This window comes from Microbacterium sp. (assembly GCF_036823965.1).
In the GTDB taxonomy this organism is placed as follows: domain Bacteria; phylum Actinomycetota; class Actinomycetes; order Actinomycetales; family Microbacteriaceae; genus Microbacterium.
This window is the reverse complement of record NZ_DAITBE010000002.1, coordinates 22,004-35,983: the sequence shown is the minus strand read 5'-3', so window position 1 is coordinate 35,983 and position 13,980 is coordinate 22,004. Positions and strand designations below refer to the sequence as shown.

Sequence of the window (13,980 nt, the reverse complement as noted above, 5' to 3'; positions counted from 1 at the left end):
GCTCAGGCCGTCGCAGGTCGCGCCTGACCGGCACCCGCCGATCCGGTCTGCGTCCGCGCGGTCGCTGCCGGAGCCTCGACCGATGCAGCCAGCGACACGTCCTTCTTCGGCACCTCGATCGGAGGACGCTCCGAGACCGGGCGATCCTCGCTCGACAGCCACAGCGGACGCTCGGGGAGCTTCTTGATCTCGGTGAAGATCTCCGCGATCTGGTTGTGGTCGAGGGTCTCCTCTTCGAGCAGCGCCAGCGCGAGACGGTCGAGGATGTCGCGGTTCGCGCTGATCACCTCGTAGGCCTCGTTGTGGGCCTGCTCGATCAGGGCACGCACCTCGGCGTCGACCCGTTCGGCGACCTTCTCGGAGTACTCGCGGCCACGGCCCATGTCGCGGGCCACGAACATGTCACCGCCTTCGGTGCCGAGCTTGACCGGACCGACCTGCGTGGTCATGCCGTACTCGATGACCATCTTGCGCGCGATCGAGGTCGCCTTCTCGATGTCGTTCGAGGCGCCGGTGGTCGGGTCGTGGAAGATGATCTCCTCGGCGACGCGGCCACCCATCGCGTAGGTCAGCTGGTCCTGCAGCTCGTTGCGGGTGATGGAGTACTTGTCGTCCAGCGGGAGCACCATCGTGTAGCCGAGGGCCTTGCCGCGGGGCAGGATCGTGATCTTCGTGACGGGGTCGGTGTAGTTCATCGCCGCTGCCGCGAGTGCGTGTCCGCCCTCGTGGTACGCCGTGATGAGCTTCTCCTTGTCCTTCATGACGCGGGTGCGGCGCTGCGGACCGGCGATCACACGATCGATGGCCTCGTCGAGCGCGCGGTTGTCGACCAGCTGCGCGTTCGAGCGAGCGGTGAGCAGCGCAGCCTCGTTGAGGACGTTCGCGAGATCGGCGCCCGTGAAGCCGGGTGTCTTGCGAGCGACGACCTCGAGGTCGACGCTCTTCGCGAGGGGCTTGCCCTTGCTGTGCACCTCGAGGATCTTCTGGCGGCCCTTGAGGTCGGGAGCGTCCACACCGATCTGACGGTCGAAGCGACCCGGGCGCAGCAGCGCGGGGTCGAGGATGTCAGGGCGGTTCGTGGCCGCGATCACGATGACGTTCGCGTTCGGGTCGAAGCCGTCCATCTCGACGAGCATCTGGTTCAGGGTCTGCTCGCGCTCGTCATTGCCGCCGCCCATGCCGGCACCACGATGACGACCGACCGCGTCGATCTCATCGATGAAGATGATGGCAGGTGCGTTCTCCTTGGCGACGTTGAACAGGTCGCGAACACGCGACGCGCCGACACCGACGAACATCTCGACGAAGTCGGAACCGGAGATCGAGTAGAAGGGGGCGCCTGCCTCGCCGGCGACCGCGCGGGCGAGCAGCGTCTTGCCGGTTCCCGGAGGGCCGTACAGCAGCACGCCCTTCGGGATGCGGGCGCCGATGGCCTGGAACTTCGCCGGGTCCTGCAGGAACTCCTTGATCTCGTGGAGCTCCTCGATCGCCTCGTCGGCACCGGCCACGTCCGCGAAGGTGACGGTCGGCGTCTCCTTGTTCACGAGCTTGGCCTTGGACTTGCCGAACTGCATGACCTTGCCGCCACCGCCCTGCATCGACGACAGCAGCCACCAGAACAGGAGGCCGAGCAGCACGAGCGGGAGCAGCAGCGAGATGAATCCGTCGAACCAGGTCGCGCGCGGCACCGCGTCGTTGAAACCGTCCTTCGGGTCGGCGTCGTTGATCGCGGTGACGACCTCGTCGGCGCGGGCGTCGACGTAGTAGAACTGGACGTTCTCCGAGCCCTCGAACGCCTTCGACAGCGTCATGTCGACGCGCTGATCACCGTCGGTCGTGACGACCTCGGTGACCGTGGTGCCGGCGAGCAGCTTCAGACCCTCTTGCGTGGTGATCTGCTTCGGGGCACCGAGGTTCGAGATCAGCAGGAAGCCGCCGAACAGCAGCAGTCCGATCAGCGCCACGTAGATCAGGGGGTTCCTGGTGATCTTCTTCACATCCATGATCGGATCAGCGTATCGCGCGCGCCCTAGGGGGTCGCTGTGCGTTCACCCACGGCGTACCCCTCGCTCCTGGGTCTGCGCCCGTCCGAGGCTCCTGGGGCGCTGAGCCCGTCGACGCGTCAGGAGTAGACGTGCGGCGCGAGCACCGCGACGTCGCGCAGGTTGCGGTAGCGCTCGTTGTAGTCGAGGCCGTAGCCGACCACGAAGTCGGTCGGGATGTCGAAGCCGACGTAGCGGCAGTCGATCTCGACCTTGGCCGCCTCGGGCTTGCGCAGCAGTGCCAGCACCTCGACGGACTCGGCGCCGCGGGTGCCGAAGTTCTCCAGCAGCCAGCTGAGCGTGAGACCGGAATCGATGATGTCCTCGACGATCAGCACGTGCTTGCCGTTCAGGTCGCTGTCGAGGTCCTTGCGGATCTGCACGACACCGCTGGACTTCGTGCTCGCGCCGTAGCTCGACACCGCCATCCAGTCCATCGGCGCGTGGAACGGCAACGCGCGAGCGAAGTCGGCCATCACCATGACCGCACCCTTCAGCACGCCGACCAGGAGCAGGTCCTTGCCCTCGTAGTCCGCGGCGACCTGCGTCGCCAGCTCATCGAGCTTGGCGAGGATCTCCTCCTCGGTGACGAGGATCTGGGCAAGGTCATCCTGGATTTCCGAGGCGCGCATAGACCGATTTTAGGTGACGCGATCGGATGCCTCGTCCCAGGTCGCGTCCAGCGTGGGTGCACACTCCCCTCGGCACGGCATCCGCACTACTCTGAGCGGTGACACGGGCTCGCGCCCACCGACGGAAGGAATCACCATGGCTCTTGACGACATCCTCACGCAGGTGCCGATCGACGACATCGCAGCGAAGCTCGGCGTCTCGCATGACGTCGCCAAGGCTGCGGTCGAGCAGGGCGGTGCGGTGCTGCTGGGCGGACTCGCCAAGAACGCGGAGACCGAGTCGGGTTCCACCGCCATCCAGAACGCGTTGAAGAAGCACGAGGGCAAGGCCGGCGCGGCGAAGGTCGACGACATCGATCAGGCAGACGGCGGCAAGATCGTCTCCCACATCCTCGGCGCGAAGGAGAAGGAGGTCACCGCCACGCTCACGGAGTCGAAGGCGACGGCCGGCATCGACTTCGGCAAGCTGCTCCCGATCCTCGCGCCCATCGTCATGGGCCTGATCGCGAACGCGAACAAGGGCAAGACCGAGCAGGCGGATGCCGGCGCCAAGCAGGAGTCCGGCGGGATCGGCGACCTGATCGGCGGCATCCTCGGCGGCGGGAACAGCAGCGGCTCGGGCGGTGGCGGGATCGGCGACGTGCTCGGCGGCATCCTCGGCGGCGGCAGCAAGGGCGGCGGTATCGACCTCGGCGGCCTGCTCGGCGGGCTCCTCGGCGGCAAGAAGTAGCCACCGCTCATCCTGGGCCGCCACGACGGCGGCCATGTTCCACTTCTGCGGCCTCCTTGCACTCGAGGGGCCGCAGAAGTCGTTTTCGGCCGCAGAACGCGCGGCCCGGGGTCAGTCGCGCGCCGCGAACACCAGCTGTCCGCCGCGGCGGACGGCGGAGCATCCCGGCAGATCGATCGGGCCCTGCCCGGACCAGTCCGTGACGAGGCGCGCGACCTCCACCGTCTGCGTGCGAGTGAGGCTGACTCCGAACTCGCTGTCGACCACCAGTCGGATGATCCGGTTGCGCAGCGCGGCCGGGTTCGCTGCGAGCGCGGCGACACTGACCGAGATGCCGGCCTCGGCGTGCTCGACGATGTCCTCGATGGTCTCGTGGATCATCTCGTCGAACGCCTCGGCATCCTCGCGCAGCTGCTCCGCCGTGCGCGCCAGCGCCTCGGCGATGCCGGGGCCGAGCTCGGACTCCAGGACCGGCAGCACAGTGCTCCGCACCCGGACCCGTGCGAAGCGGTCGTCCTGGTTGTGCGGGTCCTCCCACGGCGTGAGATCGGATGCCGTGCAGAACGCCCGCGTGGTCTCGCGACGGACGCCGAGCAGCGGTCGCAGCCAGCGGGTGCCGTCCTCGTCCTCGCGGACCGGCGACATGCCCTGCAGGCTCGCCGCCCCGGAGCCCCGGGCGAGGCCGAGCAGCACGGTCTCGGCCTGATCGTCGAGCGTGTGTCCGAGCAGCACAGCGGATGCCCCGGCACCCGCTGCCGCATCACGGAGCACCCGGTACCTGGCGTCCCTGGCAGCGGCCTCCGGGCCACCGTCTCCGTCGACGTCGACTCGCACCACGAGCGCATCGAGACCGAGCGCCGCCGCGGCACGGGCAGCTCGCGCGGCAACCTCATCCGATCCCTCCTGCAGGGCGTGGTCCACCGTCAGGGACGCCGCTGCGAGTCCCAGCTTGGCGGCCTCGAACGCCGTCGCTGCGGCGAGCGCAAGCGAGTCCGCTCCCCCCGACAGGGCGACGACGACGGTCGATCCCTCCGGCAGGTCGGCGAGCGCAGTGCGCACGGCGAGGCGGATCTCGGCGATGGACGGTGAGAGCGATGGCACGGTCCCACGCTAGAACACCCGCCGCGTTCCCGCGCACCGCTCGCGCAGGGGCGCCGATGCGCCTTAGTCTTGCGCCGTGGCAGATCCGATGAGTCCCCAGCGCTTCAGACCCGAACGATTCAAGGCGTTCGTCGACGCGGTGGTGGCGATCGCGATGACGCTGCTCATCCTGCCGTTGATGGAATCGGTGTCGGATGCGGCATCCGGCAAGGTCAGCACCGCCGAGTTCCTGTCCGAGCACTCGGGCCAGCTGCTGAGCTTCGGGCTCAGCTTCCTGCTCATCGCGACCTTCTGGATGGGCCACCACCGGCAGTACCGCGACGTGGAGTGGATCACCCCGTGGCTGCTGTGGATCAACGTCGCGTGGATGGCGACGATCGTCTGGCTGCCGGTGCCCACGGCGATGATCGGGCAGATGGACACCGATGCGCTGCAGCCTGTCGTCTACATCGGCACGCTCATCATGACGCAGGTGACGACGCTCGCCGGATGGCTGTACCTGTCCCGGCATCCGGACCTCACCACCACCTCGGCCGAGACGATGCGCGCCGGTGCCATCGGCGACCTCGCAGCGATCGTCCTGTTCCTCATCGCACTCGCGATCGCGGCCCTGGCATCGCCGCACGGATACACGGCCCTGTTCCTGCTGCTCCTGAGCGACCCGCTCAGCCGCCTGCTGAATCGGGTGCTGCACCGCCGAGTAGGCTAGTCCGCGGCATCCAACCGAACTTTTCCTGAGGAGCACACGCATGGGCGCACACGACGCCGTCATCGAGATCCCGCGCGGCAGCCGCGTGAAGTACGAGGTCGACCACGAGACCGGACGAGTGCACCTCGACCGCGTGCTCTACACGACCTTCGGCTACCCGGCCGACTACGGGTACTTCGACAACACGCTCGGCGAGGACGGCGACCCGCTCGACGTGCTCGTGCTGCTCGACCAGGCCATCTACCCCGGCGTCGTCGTCGAGGTGCGCCCGGTCGCAGTGCTGAAGATGAGCGACGAGGCCGGCGGAGACGACAAGCTCGTCGCCGTGCTGGCGAAGGACCCGCGCTGGGCCCACATCCAGGACATCGACGACATCGCCGAGTACACGAAGAAGGAGATCTCGCACTTCTTCGAGCACTACAAGGACCTCGAGCCCAACAAGTGGGTCAAGGTCGACGAGTGGGGCAACGCCGCCGAGGCGCAGCGCATCCTCGACGAGGCGATCGTCCGCGCAGCCGAGCAGGGTCACTGACCTCTCGCTGAGCCAGTCGAAGCGAAAGACCCCCGGTGCCGCTCAGCGGCCCGGGGGTCTTCTTCGTCTCAGGGACGGATGCTCAGATCGAGATGCCGCGCGCGGCCATGAAGTCGGCCGGGTTCGTGTACCGGCCGTTGATGTACACCTCGTAGTGGAGGTGGCAGCCGAACGATCCGCCGGTGTTGCCCGCGTATGCGATGACCTGGCCGGCGTTGACCCACTGGCCGCTGCGCACGGCGAATCCGCCCTGCTTGATGTGCGCGTATCCGGTTGCGATGCCGCCGCCGTGCTGGATGCGGACGTAGTTGCCGTAGCCGCCGTTGTAGAACGCTGCGTCCACCGTGCCGGAGTGCGCAGCGTAGATCGCCGCGCCGCAGCCGTTGGCGAGATCGATGCCGTAGTGCCAGCTCGACGAGCATCCGTTCGAGTTGCACTGCTGCGAGCGGGGGCCGTAGCCGGAGCTGCGCGATCCGCCGTGCGGGCGCACCCAGCCGTCGGATCCGGCAGAGCCGCCGCCGCCGCCTCCGCCGCCTCCGCCGCCGCCTCCACCACCGTTGTTGTTGGCCGCTGCGGCCGCTGCGGCTGCTCGCGCTGCCTCAGCCGCGGCTGCTGCCTCCCGGCGCTTGCGCTCCTCTTCGGCGACGCGGACGCCCTCCTGGTAGCCGGCGACGGTGGTCGCGGTGGTGTCCTTGAGGGCGGCGAGCTGTGCCTGCATGGTGGCGAGGTTCGCCGACTGCTCGTCGAGCGCCGCCTGCGCGGCATCCGCTGCCTGCTGGGCTGCGACCATCTTCTGCTCGGCGATCTGCTGCAGGCGGTCGCGCTCGGCACGTGCGACGACGGCCTGATCGCTCAGCGACTGCGCGGAGTTGCGCGCTGCGACCGCGTCGTCGTAGACCGACTGGTTGTACTCGAAGAGCTTGTCCATCGTGCCGAGGCGCGAGAGCAGCTCGTCGGCGTTGTTCGCGGAACCGGCGAAGAACAGTTCGAGCGAGGTGTCGTCGCCGCCGTTGCGATAGAGCTGCGCGGCGACCTGGCCCGCCTTGCGGGCTGACTCGGTGGCGAGGCCGGCCTGCTCGTCGGCCTTGGCCTGCAGGTCGTCGGCACGCGCGATGGCTGCGAAGAACGTCTGCTGCGCTTCGTAGAACTCGTTGGAGGCGACCTCGGCCGCTGCCTGGGTCTCGGCGACCTTCTGGGTCAGCGACTGGATGAGGCCCTCGATGCGGGTGACCTCTGCGGCCTTGGCCGCTTCGTTGCCCTTCGCCCGCTGCACGTCGTCCCAGCTGGGGTACGAGGCCGCATAGGCGGCGGAGACGCCGGAGCTGACGCCGAATGCGCTCAGGGCGACGACGCTCAGCGCGCCGAGCCCGAGGGCTCCACGACGCGTGATGCCGCTCTTCTGGAACGCACGGCTCTCTGTCGGGGTCGGTGCACACCCGCATTCCGCGGATGCCGCTGCAGCTGCATCCGACGTGATCTGGTCGTTCACACGGCCCCTTCCGCCAGTTTCACAAATGCCACACTAACAACAACGTTCACATCAGCAACAGAGTGGATTGCAACGAACATGCAGTCGCCATCTGCCCGCAGCAGCCCGGAACACGCCCGGCGGAACGGTGCATCGCCCTCGATTCGCGATTTGCGCGAGACATCCCTTATGCTTGAGCGTCGGCAAGGAAGTCCCCCAGGGGACGGACTCCGGCCCCATCGTTTAGCGGCCTAGGACGCCGCCCTTTCACGGCGGTAGCACGGGTTCGAATCCCGTTGGGGTCACTCTTCCGATATAATTGAAAACAAGTATGGCCCTGTAGCGCAGTTGGTTAGCGTGCCGCCCTGTCACGGCGGAGGTCGCGGGTTCAAGTCCCGTCAGGGTCGCTCCGGTTCGTCGGGCTCTTTCTTCGGAGAGGGCCCTTCGTCTAGGACGCGACAGGTTCGCCGGTCGCACCACGGCTCTGTAGCTCAGTTGGTAGAGCGCACGACTGAAAATCGTGAGGTCACGGGATCGACGCCCGTCGGAGCCACACGGATCATCATTACAGTGATCCCAGAAACCCTCGCCTAGCTTCTACATGGCGGGGGTTTTGCTCTGCCCTGGTGAAGGGTGGGCGCCAAGCTGCTCCCCGGATCGAGTCGACCGACGACTCCCCCGGATCCCGCTATCAACGGTCCGGCATCGAGCCTGCCGGCTCCGTCCAATACGCTGGCAGTCCACGCCCACAGAAGGACCCACCGGTGACCGACGACGCCACAGCTTCCCGACGCATCGAGCTGACCCTGCACAAGCCGTGGTTCGCGCTCTACGCCGGTATCCGTCCGACCGTCGTGATCGAAGGACGCGGTCAGCCGGCGCAGTGGGGACTCGGCACCTGGCAGGTCTCGTCCACGGAGGCGACCGAGATCGGCGTGTTCCTCTTCAACCGGATGTGGCGCTTCGGCCAGGCCGAGTTCACGCTCGAACCGGGCCATCCGCCGACGCTCGGATACCGGGCACCGGCGCTGCCGTTCCTGCGAGGACGGCTCCGACTCGGCCCGACCGCCGACTGAGCGGGTTCAGGCCCCCTCGCCGAACACCAGCTCCCCGCCGACCACGGTCGCGGTGACCTGCTGCTCCGCGATCCGCTCCGGCTCGATCTGGTACAGGTCGTCGCTCAGCGCGATGAAGTCAGCGAGCATGCCCACCCGCAGCGTGCCCTTGGCATGCTCCTGGCTCACCGCATACGCCGAACCGGAGGTGTATGCACGCACGGCCTCGTCGACGCTCACGCGCTCGCGCTCCCCCAGCACGTGGCCGCCGCTCGTGCGCCGGAGCACCATGTCGCGCAGTGAGACCAGGGGGTTCGCGTCGGAGATCGGCGAGTCCGTCGATCCGTTCAGCACGATGCCGGCATCCGCCAGCGACTTCACTCGATAGATGTCGTCGCGTCGGTCGGCAGCCACGGCCGCAGCCATGCCGTCGCCGAAGTCCGAGACGAACACGCCCTGCGGCACCGGGATGACTCCGAGCTTCGCCGCTCGGGCGATGTCGGCGTCACTCGCGAGGGCGAAGTGCTCGATGCGGTGCCGCACGTCGGGGCGCGGGGCGATGCGCTGCGCCTCCTCGACCGCGTCGAGCACATGGGTGATCGCCCGGTCGCCGATCGCGTGCGTGGCCACCGTCCACCCGGCCCGATGCGCGCCGACGATGTAGTCGTGCAGCTGCTCCGGCTCATGCAGGAGCACGCCGAAGTTGTCGGCCTCGCCATGGAAGCAGGCGTGCATGGCTGCCGATCGGCCGATGAACGAGCCGTCGGCGACGATCTTGACCGGCCCGACGCGCAGCATGTCGTCGCCGAGGCCGGTGCGGATGCCGAGGTCAAGCCCGAGCACGTCCTTCTCCGGAAGATCGGTGAACGGATGCAGGACGGTGATGTACGGCATCAGCGTCGTGCGAACCCGCAGCTGCCGCTGCTCGACGGCGGTCTGGTACGCGTGATAGTCGAGCGGGCTGTTGCCGACCATCCGGATCTCGCCGATCCCCGGCTCGGTCACCGAGGTGAGACCGTACCCGAGCGCCTGGTCGCTCGCGAGCTGCAGATTGCGCCGCACCTCGTCGAGGTCGACCGGCCGGACGAGGGCGAAGATCGGGCCCATCGCCGACTCCTGCAGCAAGCCCTCCGGCCGCCCCGCAGCGTCCCGGGGGATGCCGCCGCCCGCGATCTCCGGGAAGCCCACACGTCCGGCGTATCCCGCCTGCTCGAAGGCCCGGGTGTTCGCGACCATCATGTGCCCGGAGACGTGCTCGAGGATCACCGGGCGGCCGCCGGCGACCCGGTCGAGGCCCTCGGCGGTCGGATGGCCCTCGAGGAAGTTCTGGTCGTACCCTGAGCCGCGGACCCAGGCATCCGGAGCCAGTCCTTCCGAGTGCTGCCGCACTGCGTCGTACAGCTCGGCGAGCGAGTTCACCGCCCCGGGCCGGACGTTCAGCGACGCGAGCCGGAAGCCCGTGAGCGACAGGTGGTGATGGGCATCGTGGAACCCCGGCAGCACCGGCTGGCCGCCGAGGTCGACGACCTGATCAGCGTCGACACCGTGCAGGTCGTCGTCGAAGCCGACGATCCGGCCGTTGAGCGTTCCGACGGTGTGCGCGCTCGGCCGTGCGGCGTCGAGCGTACGGATGCGGGCGTTCGTGAAGATCGTGTCGACGCGCATGTTCTCTCTCCTGCGTTCGAGCCGCGGTCAGACTGCGACTTCGGTCCGTGCGGCGGCCAGATCCCGCGTCATCCGACGCTGCAGCCCCCAGACGCCGGCGATCGTGAGCAGGACCATCGCCGCATAGAACGCCGCGACTCCCCACACGCTGCCGCCGGTGGAGTTGAGGATCCACTGCGCGACCAGCGGCGTCGAGCCGCCGAAGACGGTCGCGCAGAGCTGATAGGCGAGCGAGACGCCCGAGTAGCGGATGCGAGCAGGGAACGCCGAGGCGAGCAGCGTCGCGAGCAGGGCGTAGTACGCCGTGCTGCCGATGATCGTGGCGTACAGGGTGACGGTGATCCAGAACGGATCGGCTGCCTGGATCGCCAGGAAGTAGGGCACGATGAGGATCACGCTGAGCAGAAGTCCGGCGAGCATCACCCTGGCGATGCCCTGTCGCTCGGCGATCTTCGCGGCGATCGGCTGCCAGATGAACTGCAGCACCGCCATGCCGAGCAGGATGTTGAGCATCAGCTGCCGGTCGATGCCGAGCGGACCGGTCGTCCAGGCGAGCAGGAAGGTGTTCGAGAAGTAGGCGTTCGAGATGCCCATCACCGAGGCGAGCACGCCGAGACCGATCAGGACCGGCGCGGTGCGCAATGCGACGAGCACCGGAGCGCTCACGACCTCCTTCGACGCCTTCGCGGCGACGAAGTCCGGCGACTCCTCGACCTTCACGCGGATCACGAGGCCGATGATCACCAGGACGGCCGACATCAGGAACGGGATGCGCCAGCCCCAGCTGATGAACTGCTCGTCGGGCAGCAGGCCGACGAGCAGGAACATGAGGGTCGCGAGGATGGAACCCGCAGGCGAGCCCTGCTGCACCCAGGCGCCGGCGAGCCCCTTCTTCTTCTCCGTGGCGTTCTCGGTCGACAGCAGCACCGCGCCGCCCCATTCGCCACCGACCGCGAAGCCCTGCAGTCCGCGAAGGACCACCAGGAGCACGGGCGCGAGGATGCCGATCTGGGCGTAGGTGGGCAGGAGACCGATGAGGGTCGTGGCGATGCCCATCATCATCAGCGTGATGACGAGGACGTTCTTGCGTCCGAGCTTGTCGCCGAAGTGCCCGAAGACGAGTCCGCCGACCGGACGCATCAGGAAGCCGACCCAGAAGGTCGCGAACGATGCGAGGAGCGCGGCGCCGGGTGCCACATCGGGGTAGAAGACGCGACCGAACACGAGCGCCGCGGCCGTGCCGAAGATGTAGAAGTCGTACCACTCGATCGCGGTGCCGACGAACGCACCGACCATCGAACGACGTTGCCGGGCAGGGGTGATCTCAGTGTGCAAAGCGGCCATCGGGGAGGCCCTCTCTGTCAGGTGACTCGGGATCAGCCCATCCTGACGGGGTCACCCCATACTCGTCCAATGAGAAAAGCGGGTAGAGGTATACGCTTTGCGTATGTATGGGGAGCGGGAGCTGGAAGCGTTCGTCGCGGTCATCGACAGCGGCTCGGTGAGTCTGGCCGCAGAACGGCTGATCAGGACGCAGCCTTCGGTGTCGCGGCAGATCGCATCGCTCGAGCGCCAGGTGGGCGCATCGCTGTTCCGCCGGATGCCGCACGGGATGGTCACGACCTACGCCGGCGAGCGCCTCGAGCCGATGGCCAGGGATCTGGTCCGCCGCGGCAGACGAGCACGTGAGGTGATGACCGGCATCGTGCAGGAGGAGCGGTCGTTCGTGGCCGCAGCCCCCGAGATGACGAGCGTGCTCGTGCTCGCGCCGTTCATCGCCGGTGGCGGACCGATCTCGGATGTCGTGGTCGCGACTCCCACCGAGACGTACGACCGGCTGCGCACCGGCGCGGACCTCGCCGTCACGACCAGTCCTCCGGACTCGAGACTGAGCAGCGTGCGCATCCTGCCCCTGCCGCTGCTGTGCCAGCTGCCCGCCTCGCACCCGCTCGCGGCGAGTGACAGAGTCGAACTCGCCGATCTCCTCGCCGGCCCCTTCCTGACCTCGGGAAAGGGCTCGGCGGCCTGGGCGCAGATCCAGCAGGCCGCCGAGAGCGAGGCGTGGTCGATGGAGATGGCGAGCTTCGGAGCGGATGCGCCGATCATCCAGGCGCGGGCGGCTGCCGGTCACGGCCCCTGCGTGGTCGTCGAGCCGCCACGATTCGGCCTGGAGTCGCGACCGTTGCACCATCGAGGCGAACCGATGCAGTGCGCGCTCTATGCGGGCTGGGAGCGCACGCACTACGCCCGCGACGACATCCGCGGCGTGGTCGAACAGCTCACCCGATTCGCCGCGAAGCACGTCGGCGGGCTCTACGTCGACGAGCCGCCGCGGCCTGCCGCTGCGAGAGGTCAGGCGCGAACGGACTCGAGCGACGGGTAGTCGGTGTATCCCTCGTCCGTCGAACCGTAGAACAGCTCCGGCCGGGGCTCGTTGAGCTCAGCACCCGACTGCCACCGCTCCACGAGGTCGGGGTTCGCGATCACCGGACGGCCCGCGGCGACGGCATCCGCCCAGCCGTCGGCGACGAGCGCCTCGGCCTCGTCACGGCTCGTCGGTGTGGCGAACCCGGAGTTCACGATCAGCGGTGCGCCGAGCGTGCGGCGGATGTGCTGCACGAGCTCGCCCGCCGGCGACGCGTTCAGCACGTCGACGAACGCGAGCCCGAGCGGGGCGAGCCCCTCGGCGACCGCCGTGTAGGTGGCATGGACATCTGCGTCGTCCTCCTCGAGGACACCCTGGATGTTGTGCTGCGGCGAGAGGCGGATGCCGGTGCGCTCCGCGCCGACTGCGGCTGCGACGGCGCTCGTCACCTCGACCGCGAAGCGGGCACGGTTCTCGGGAGATCCGCCGTACCGGTCCTCGCGGATGTTCGACACCGGGGAGAGGAACTCGTGCACGAGGTAGCCGTTCGCGCCGTGCACCTCGACCCCGTCGAAGCCCGCCTCGATCGCGTTCCGCGCGGCCTGGACGAACTGCTCGACCACGAAGGGGATCTCTTCGGCAGTCAGCGCATGCGCCACCGGCAGATCGGCCTTGCCCTCCGGCGTGCGAGTCTGGCCGGGCGCGGCGAGCGCGCTCGGTGCGACCACGCGCGGCTCTCCCGAGATCGCGGGATGCGACACCCGGCCGCCGTGCATGAGCTGCATCACGATCGTGCCGCCGCTCGCATGCACCGCCTCGGTGACACTGCGCCATCCCTCGATCTGCGCAGCAGTGACGATTCCGGGCTGCCCCGGGTAGGACTTCCCCTCGGTCGCCGGCCACGTGCCTTCGCTGATGATGAGTCCCTGGCCCGACCGCTGCCGGTAGTACTCCACCATCACATCGGACGGGACGCCGTCATCGTCGGCCCTCGTTCGAGTGAGGGGTGCCATGACGACGCGGTTGGACAGCTGGAGGGCGCCGAAGACGGCGGATTCGTAAAGGCTCACAGTGGGAGCCAAGCCGCATCGGCGGCGCGGTATTCCCCGTCGGTGTCCCAGCCGGCTCAGACGGGCAGCTCGATCATGCCCTCCATGTTGCCGCCGCACTGCTCCGTCCCGTCGATCCGCATCATCGCGACGTCGGCCTCTCCCGAGGCGACGACTGCTCCGGTCGCGTCGAGCACGGTGTAGCGCAACGGCTTCGGTTCGGCTCCGATCGACGCCGTCCACCCGGTCTCGCTGCTGCCGGAGAGGCCGAAGATGCCAGTGGACGCCGGGACCTCGGTCGCTCCGAGTTGCACCCCCTGGTCCGGCGGACCGGGGATGCAGCCTGCACCGGCGCAGAGCTCGACATCGAGCCCTGGCCGCGGTTGAGCGAGCGTCACGTGGATGACGCTGCCGTGCCCGATCGTGGTGCAGGCGAAGCCGAACGGCACGCAGCCGCTGAGCACGACGACCGATGCGAGGAGCAGTAGGGCGATCCGTGGCATCCGCATGCTGTGAGCCTAGGAAGAACCCGCGTGAAACCTCAGGATCGTTATGGCACTGAGGTTTCATTCCGGCGTCGTGGACCGCGCGTCCGCGTGTCGCATATCTGGACACCGCTCATCAACCACTAG

General features: G+C 68.3%; 13 protein-coding genes and 3 tRNA genes. 8 read left to right on the top strand and 8 right to left on the bottom strand.

Features of this window, described 5'->3' with window-relative positions:
- Window positions 1-2 precede the first annotated feature (2 nt).
- Together ftsH and hpt are read right to left on the bottom strand one after the other, a co-directional pair.
- Window positions 3-2,003 (bottom strand): ATP-dependent zinc metalloprotease FtsH, encoded by a 2,001-nt coding sequence (gene ftsH / locus V7Z82_RS04455; RefSeq protein WP_334148413.1) that lies wholly within the window; start codon window positions 2,001-2,003, stop codon window positions 3-5.
- A gap of 119 nt (window positions 2,004-2,122) precedes the next feature.
- Window positions 2,123-2,674, bottom strand: coding sequence for a hypoxanthine phosphoribosyltransferase (gene hpt / locus V7Z82_RS04450; RefSeq protein ID WP_045278994.1), 552 nt, complete (start codon window positions 2,672-2,674; stop codon window positions 2,123-2,125).
- 136 nt (window positions 2,675-2,810) lie between these two features.
- Between hpt and V7Z82_RS04445 the strand changes: the two genes are divergently transcribed.
- On the top strand, window positions 2,811-3,404 hold the full coding sequence (locus V7Z82_RS04445) for a DUF937 domain-containing protein (RefSeq protein ID WP_334148409.1): 594 nt from the start codon (window positions 2,811-2,813) through the stop codon (window positions 3,402-3,404).
- A 111-nt stretch (window positions 3,405-3,515) separates the two neighbouring features.
- Here V7Z82_RS04445 and tilS read toward each other — a convergent pair whose 3' ends face one another.
- Window positions 3,516-4,505, bottom strand: a complete 990-nt coding sequence (gene tilS, locus V7Z82_RS04440; protein WP_334148407.1) for a tRNA lysidine(34) synthetase TilS — start codon at window positions 4,503-4,505, stop codon at window positions 3,516-3,518.
- Between the two features lie 76 nt (window positions 4,506-4,581).
- Here tilS and V7Z82_RS04435 point away from each other — a divergent pair, with 76 nt between their 5' ends.
- Both V7Z82_RS04435 and ppa read left to right on the top strand, forming a co-directional pair.
- On the top strand, window positions 4,582-5,214 hold the full coding sequence (locus tag V7Z82_RS04435) for a TMEM175 family protein (RefSeq protein WP_334148405.1): 633 nt from the start codon (window positions 4,582-4,584) through the stop codon (window positions 5,212-5,214).
- 40 nt (window positions 5,215-5,254) lie between these two features.
- Window positions 5,255-5,746 carry an inorganic diphosphatase gene (gene ppa / locus V7Z82_RS04430; protein ID WP_334148403.1) on the top strand — a complete coding sequence of 164 codons (492 nt, stop codon included), beginning with the start codon at window positions 5,255-5,257 and terminating at the stop codon, window positions 5,744-5,746.
- A gap of 82 nt (window positions 5,747-5,828) precedes the next feature.
- Here the strand turns inward: ppa and V7Z82_RS04425 are convergent, their stop codons facing one another.
- The gene (locus V7Z82_RS04425; RefSeq protein ID WP_334148400.1) at window positions 5,829-7,235 is read right to left on the bottom strand and encodes a M23 family metallopeptidase; all 1,407 of its coding nucleotides are present in this window, start codon (window positions 7,233-7,235) and stop codon (window positions 5,829-5,831) included.
- Window positions 7,236-7,446: 211 nt separating this feature from the next.
- Here V7Z82_RS04425 and V7Z82_RS04420 point away from each other — a divergent pair.
- The 4 genes from V7Z82_RS04420 to V7Z82_RS04405 all read left to right on the top strand — a co-directional run bounded on the left by V7Z82_RS04420 (window position 7,447) and on the right by V7Z82_RS04405 (window position 8,290).
- A tRNA-Glu gene (locus V7Z82_RS04420) sits at window positions 7,447-7,519 on the top strand.
- 28 nt (window positions 7,520-7,547) lie between these two features.
- Window positions 7,548-7,621 (top strand) — tRNA-Asp (locus V7Z82_RS04415).
- A gap of 73 nt (window positions 7,622-7,694) precedes the next feature.
- Window positions 7,695-7,767: transfer RNA gene (locus V7Z82_RS04410), tRNA-Phe, on the top strand.
- A gap of 211 nt (window positions 7,768-7,978) precedes the next feature.
- Window positions 7,979-8,290 (top strand): hypothetical protein, encoded by a 312-nt coding sequence (locus tag V7Z82_RS04405; protein WP_334148398.1) that lies wholly within the window; start codon window positions 7,979-7,981, stop codon window positions 8,288-8,290.
- Window positions 8,291-8,296: 6 nt separating this feature from the next.
- Here the strand turns inward: V7Z82_RS04405 and V7Z82_RS04400 are convergent, their stop codons facing one another.
- Together V7Z82_RS04400 and V7Z82_RS04395 are read right to left on the bottom strand one after the other, a co-directional pair.
- Window positions 8,297-9,934, bottom strand: a complete 1,638-nt coding sequence (locus V7Z82_RS04400) for an amidohydrolase (protein WP_334148396.1) — start codon at window positions 9,932-9,934, stop codon at window positions 8,297-8,299.
- A 27-nt stretch (window positions 9,935-9,961) separates the two neighbouring features.
- A complete protein-coding gene (locus V7Z82_RS04395) occupies window positions 9,962-11,230 on the bottom strand; it encodes an MFS transporter (RefSeq protein ID WP_334148394.1) in 1,269 nt (422 codons plus the stop codon).
- Between the two features lie 151 nt (window positions 11,231-11,381).
- Here V7Z82_RS04395 and V7Z82_RS04390 point away from each other — a divergent pair, with 151 nt between their 5' ends.
- Window positions 11,382-12,317: a LysR family transcriptional regulator gene (locus V7Z82_RS04390; RefSeq protein WP_334148392.1), complete on the top strand. Its 936-nt coding sequence runs from the start codon at window positions 11,382-11,384 to the stop codon at window positions 12,315-12,317.
- Here V7Z82_RS04390 and V7Z82_RS04385 read toward each other — a convergent pair.
- Window positions 12,287-13,369, bottom strand: coding sequence for an alkene reductase (locus tag V7Z82_RS04385; protein ID WP_334148391.1), 1,083 nt, complete (start codon window positions 13,367-13,369; stop codon window positions 12,287-12,289). The two genes, V7Z82_RS04390 and V7Z82_RS04385, sit on opposite strands and share 31 nt — an antisense overlap.
- A gap of 56 nt (window positions 13,370-13,425) precedes the next feature.
- Window positions 13,426-13,857: a hypothetical protein gene (locus V7Z82_RS04380; RefSeq protein ID WP_334148390.1), complete on the bottom strand. Its 432-nt coding sequence runs from the start codon at window positions 13,855-13,857 to the stop codon at window positions 13,426-13,428.
- Window positions 13,858-13,980: the final 123 nt, after the last annotated feature.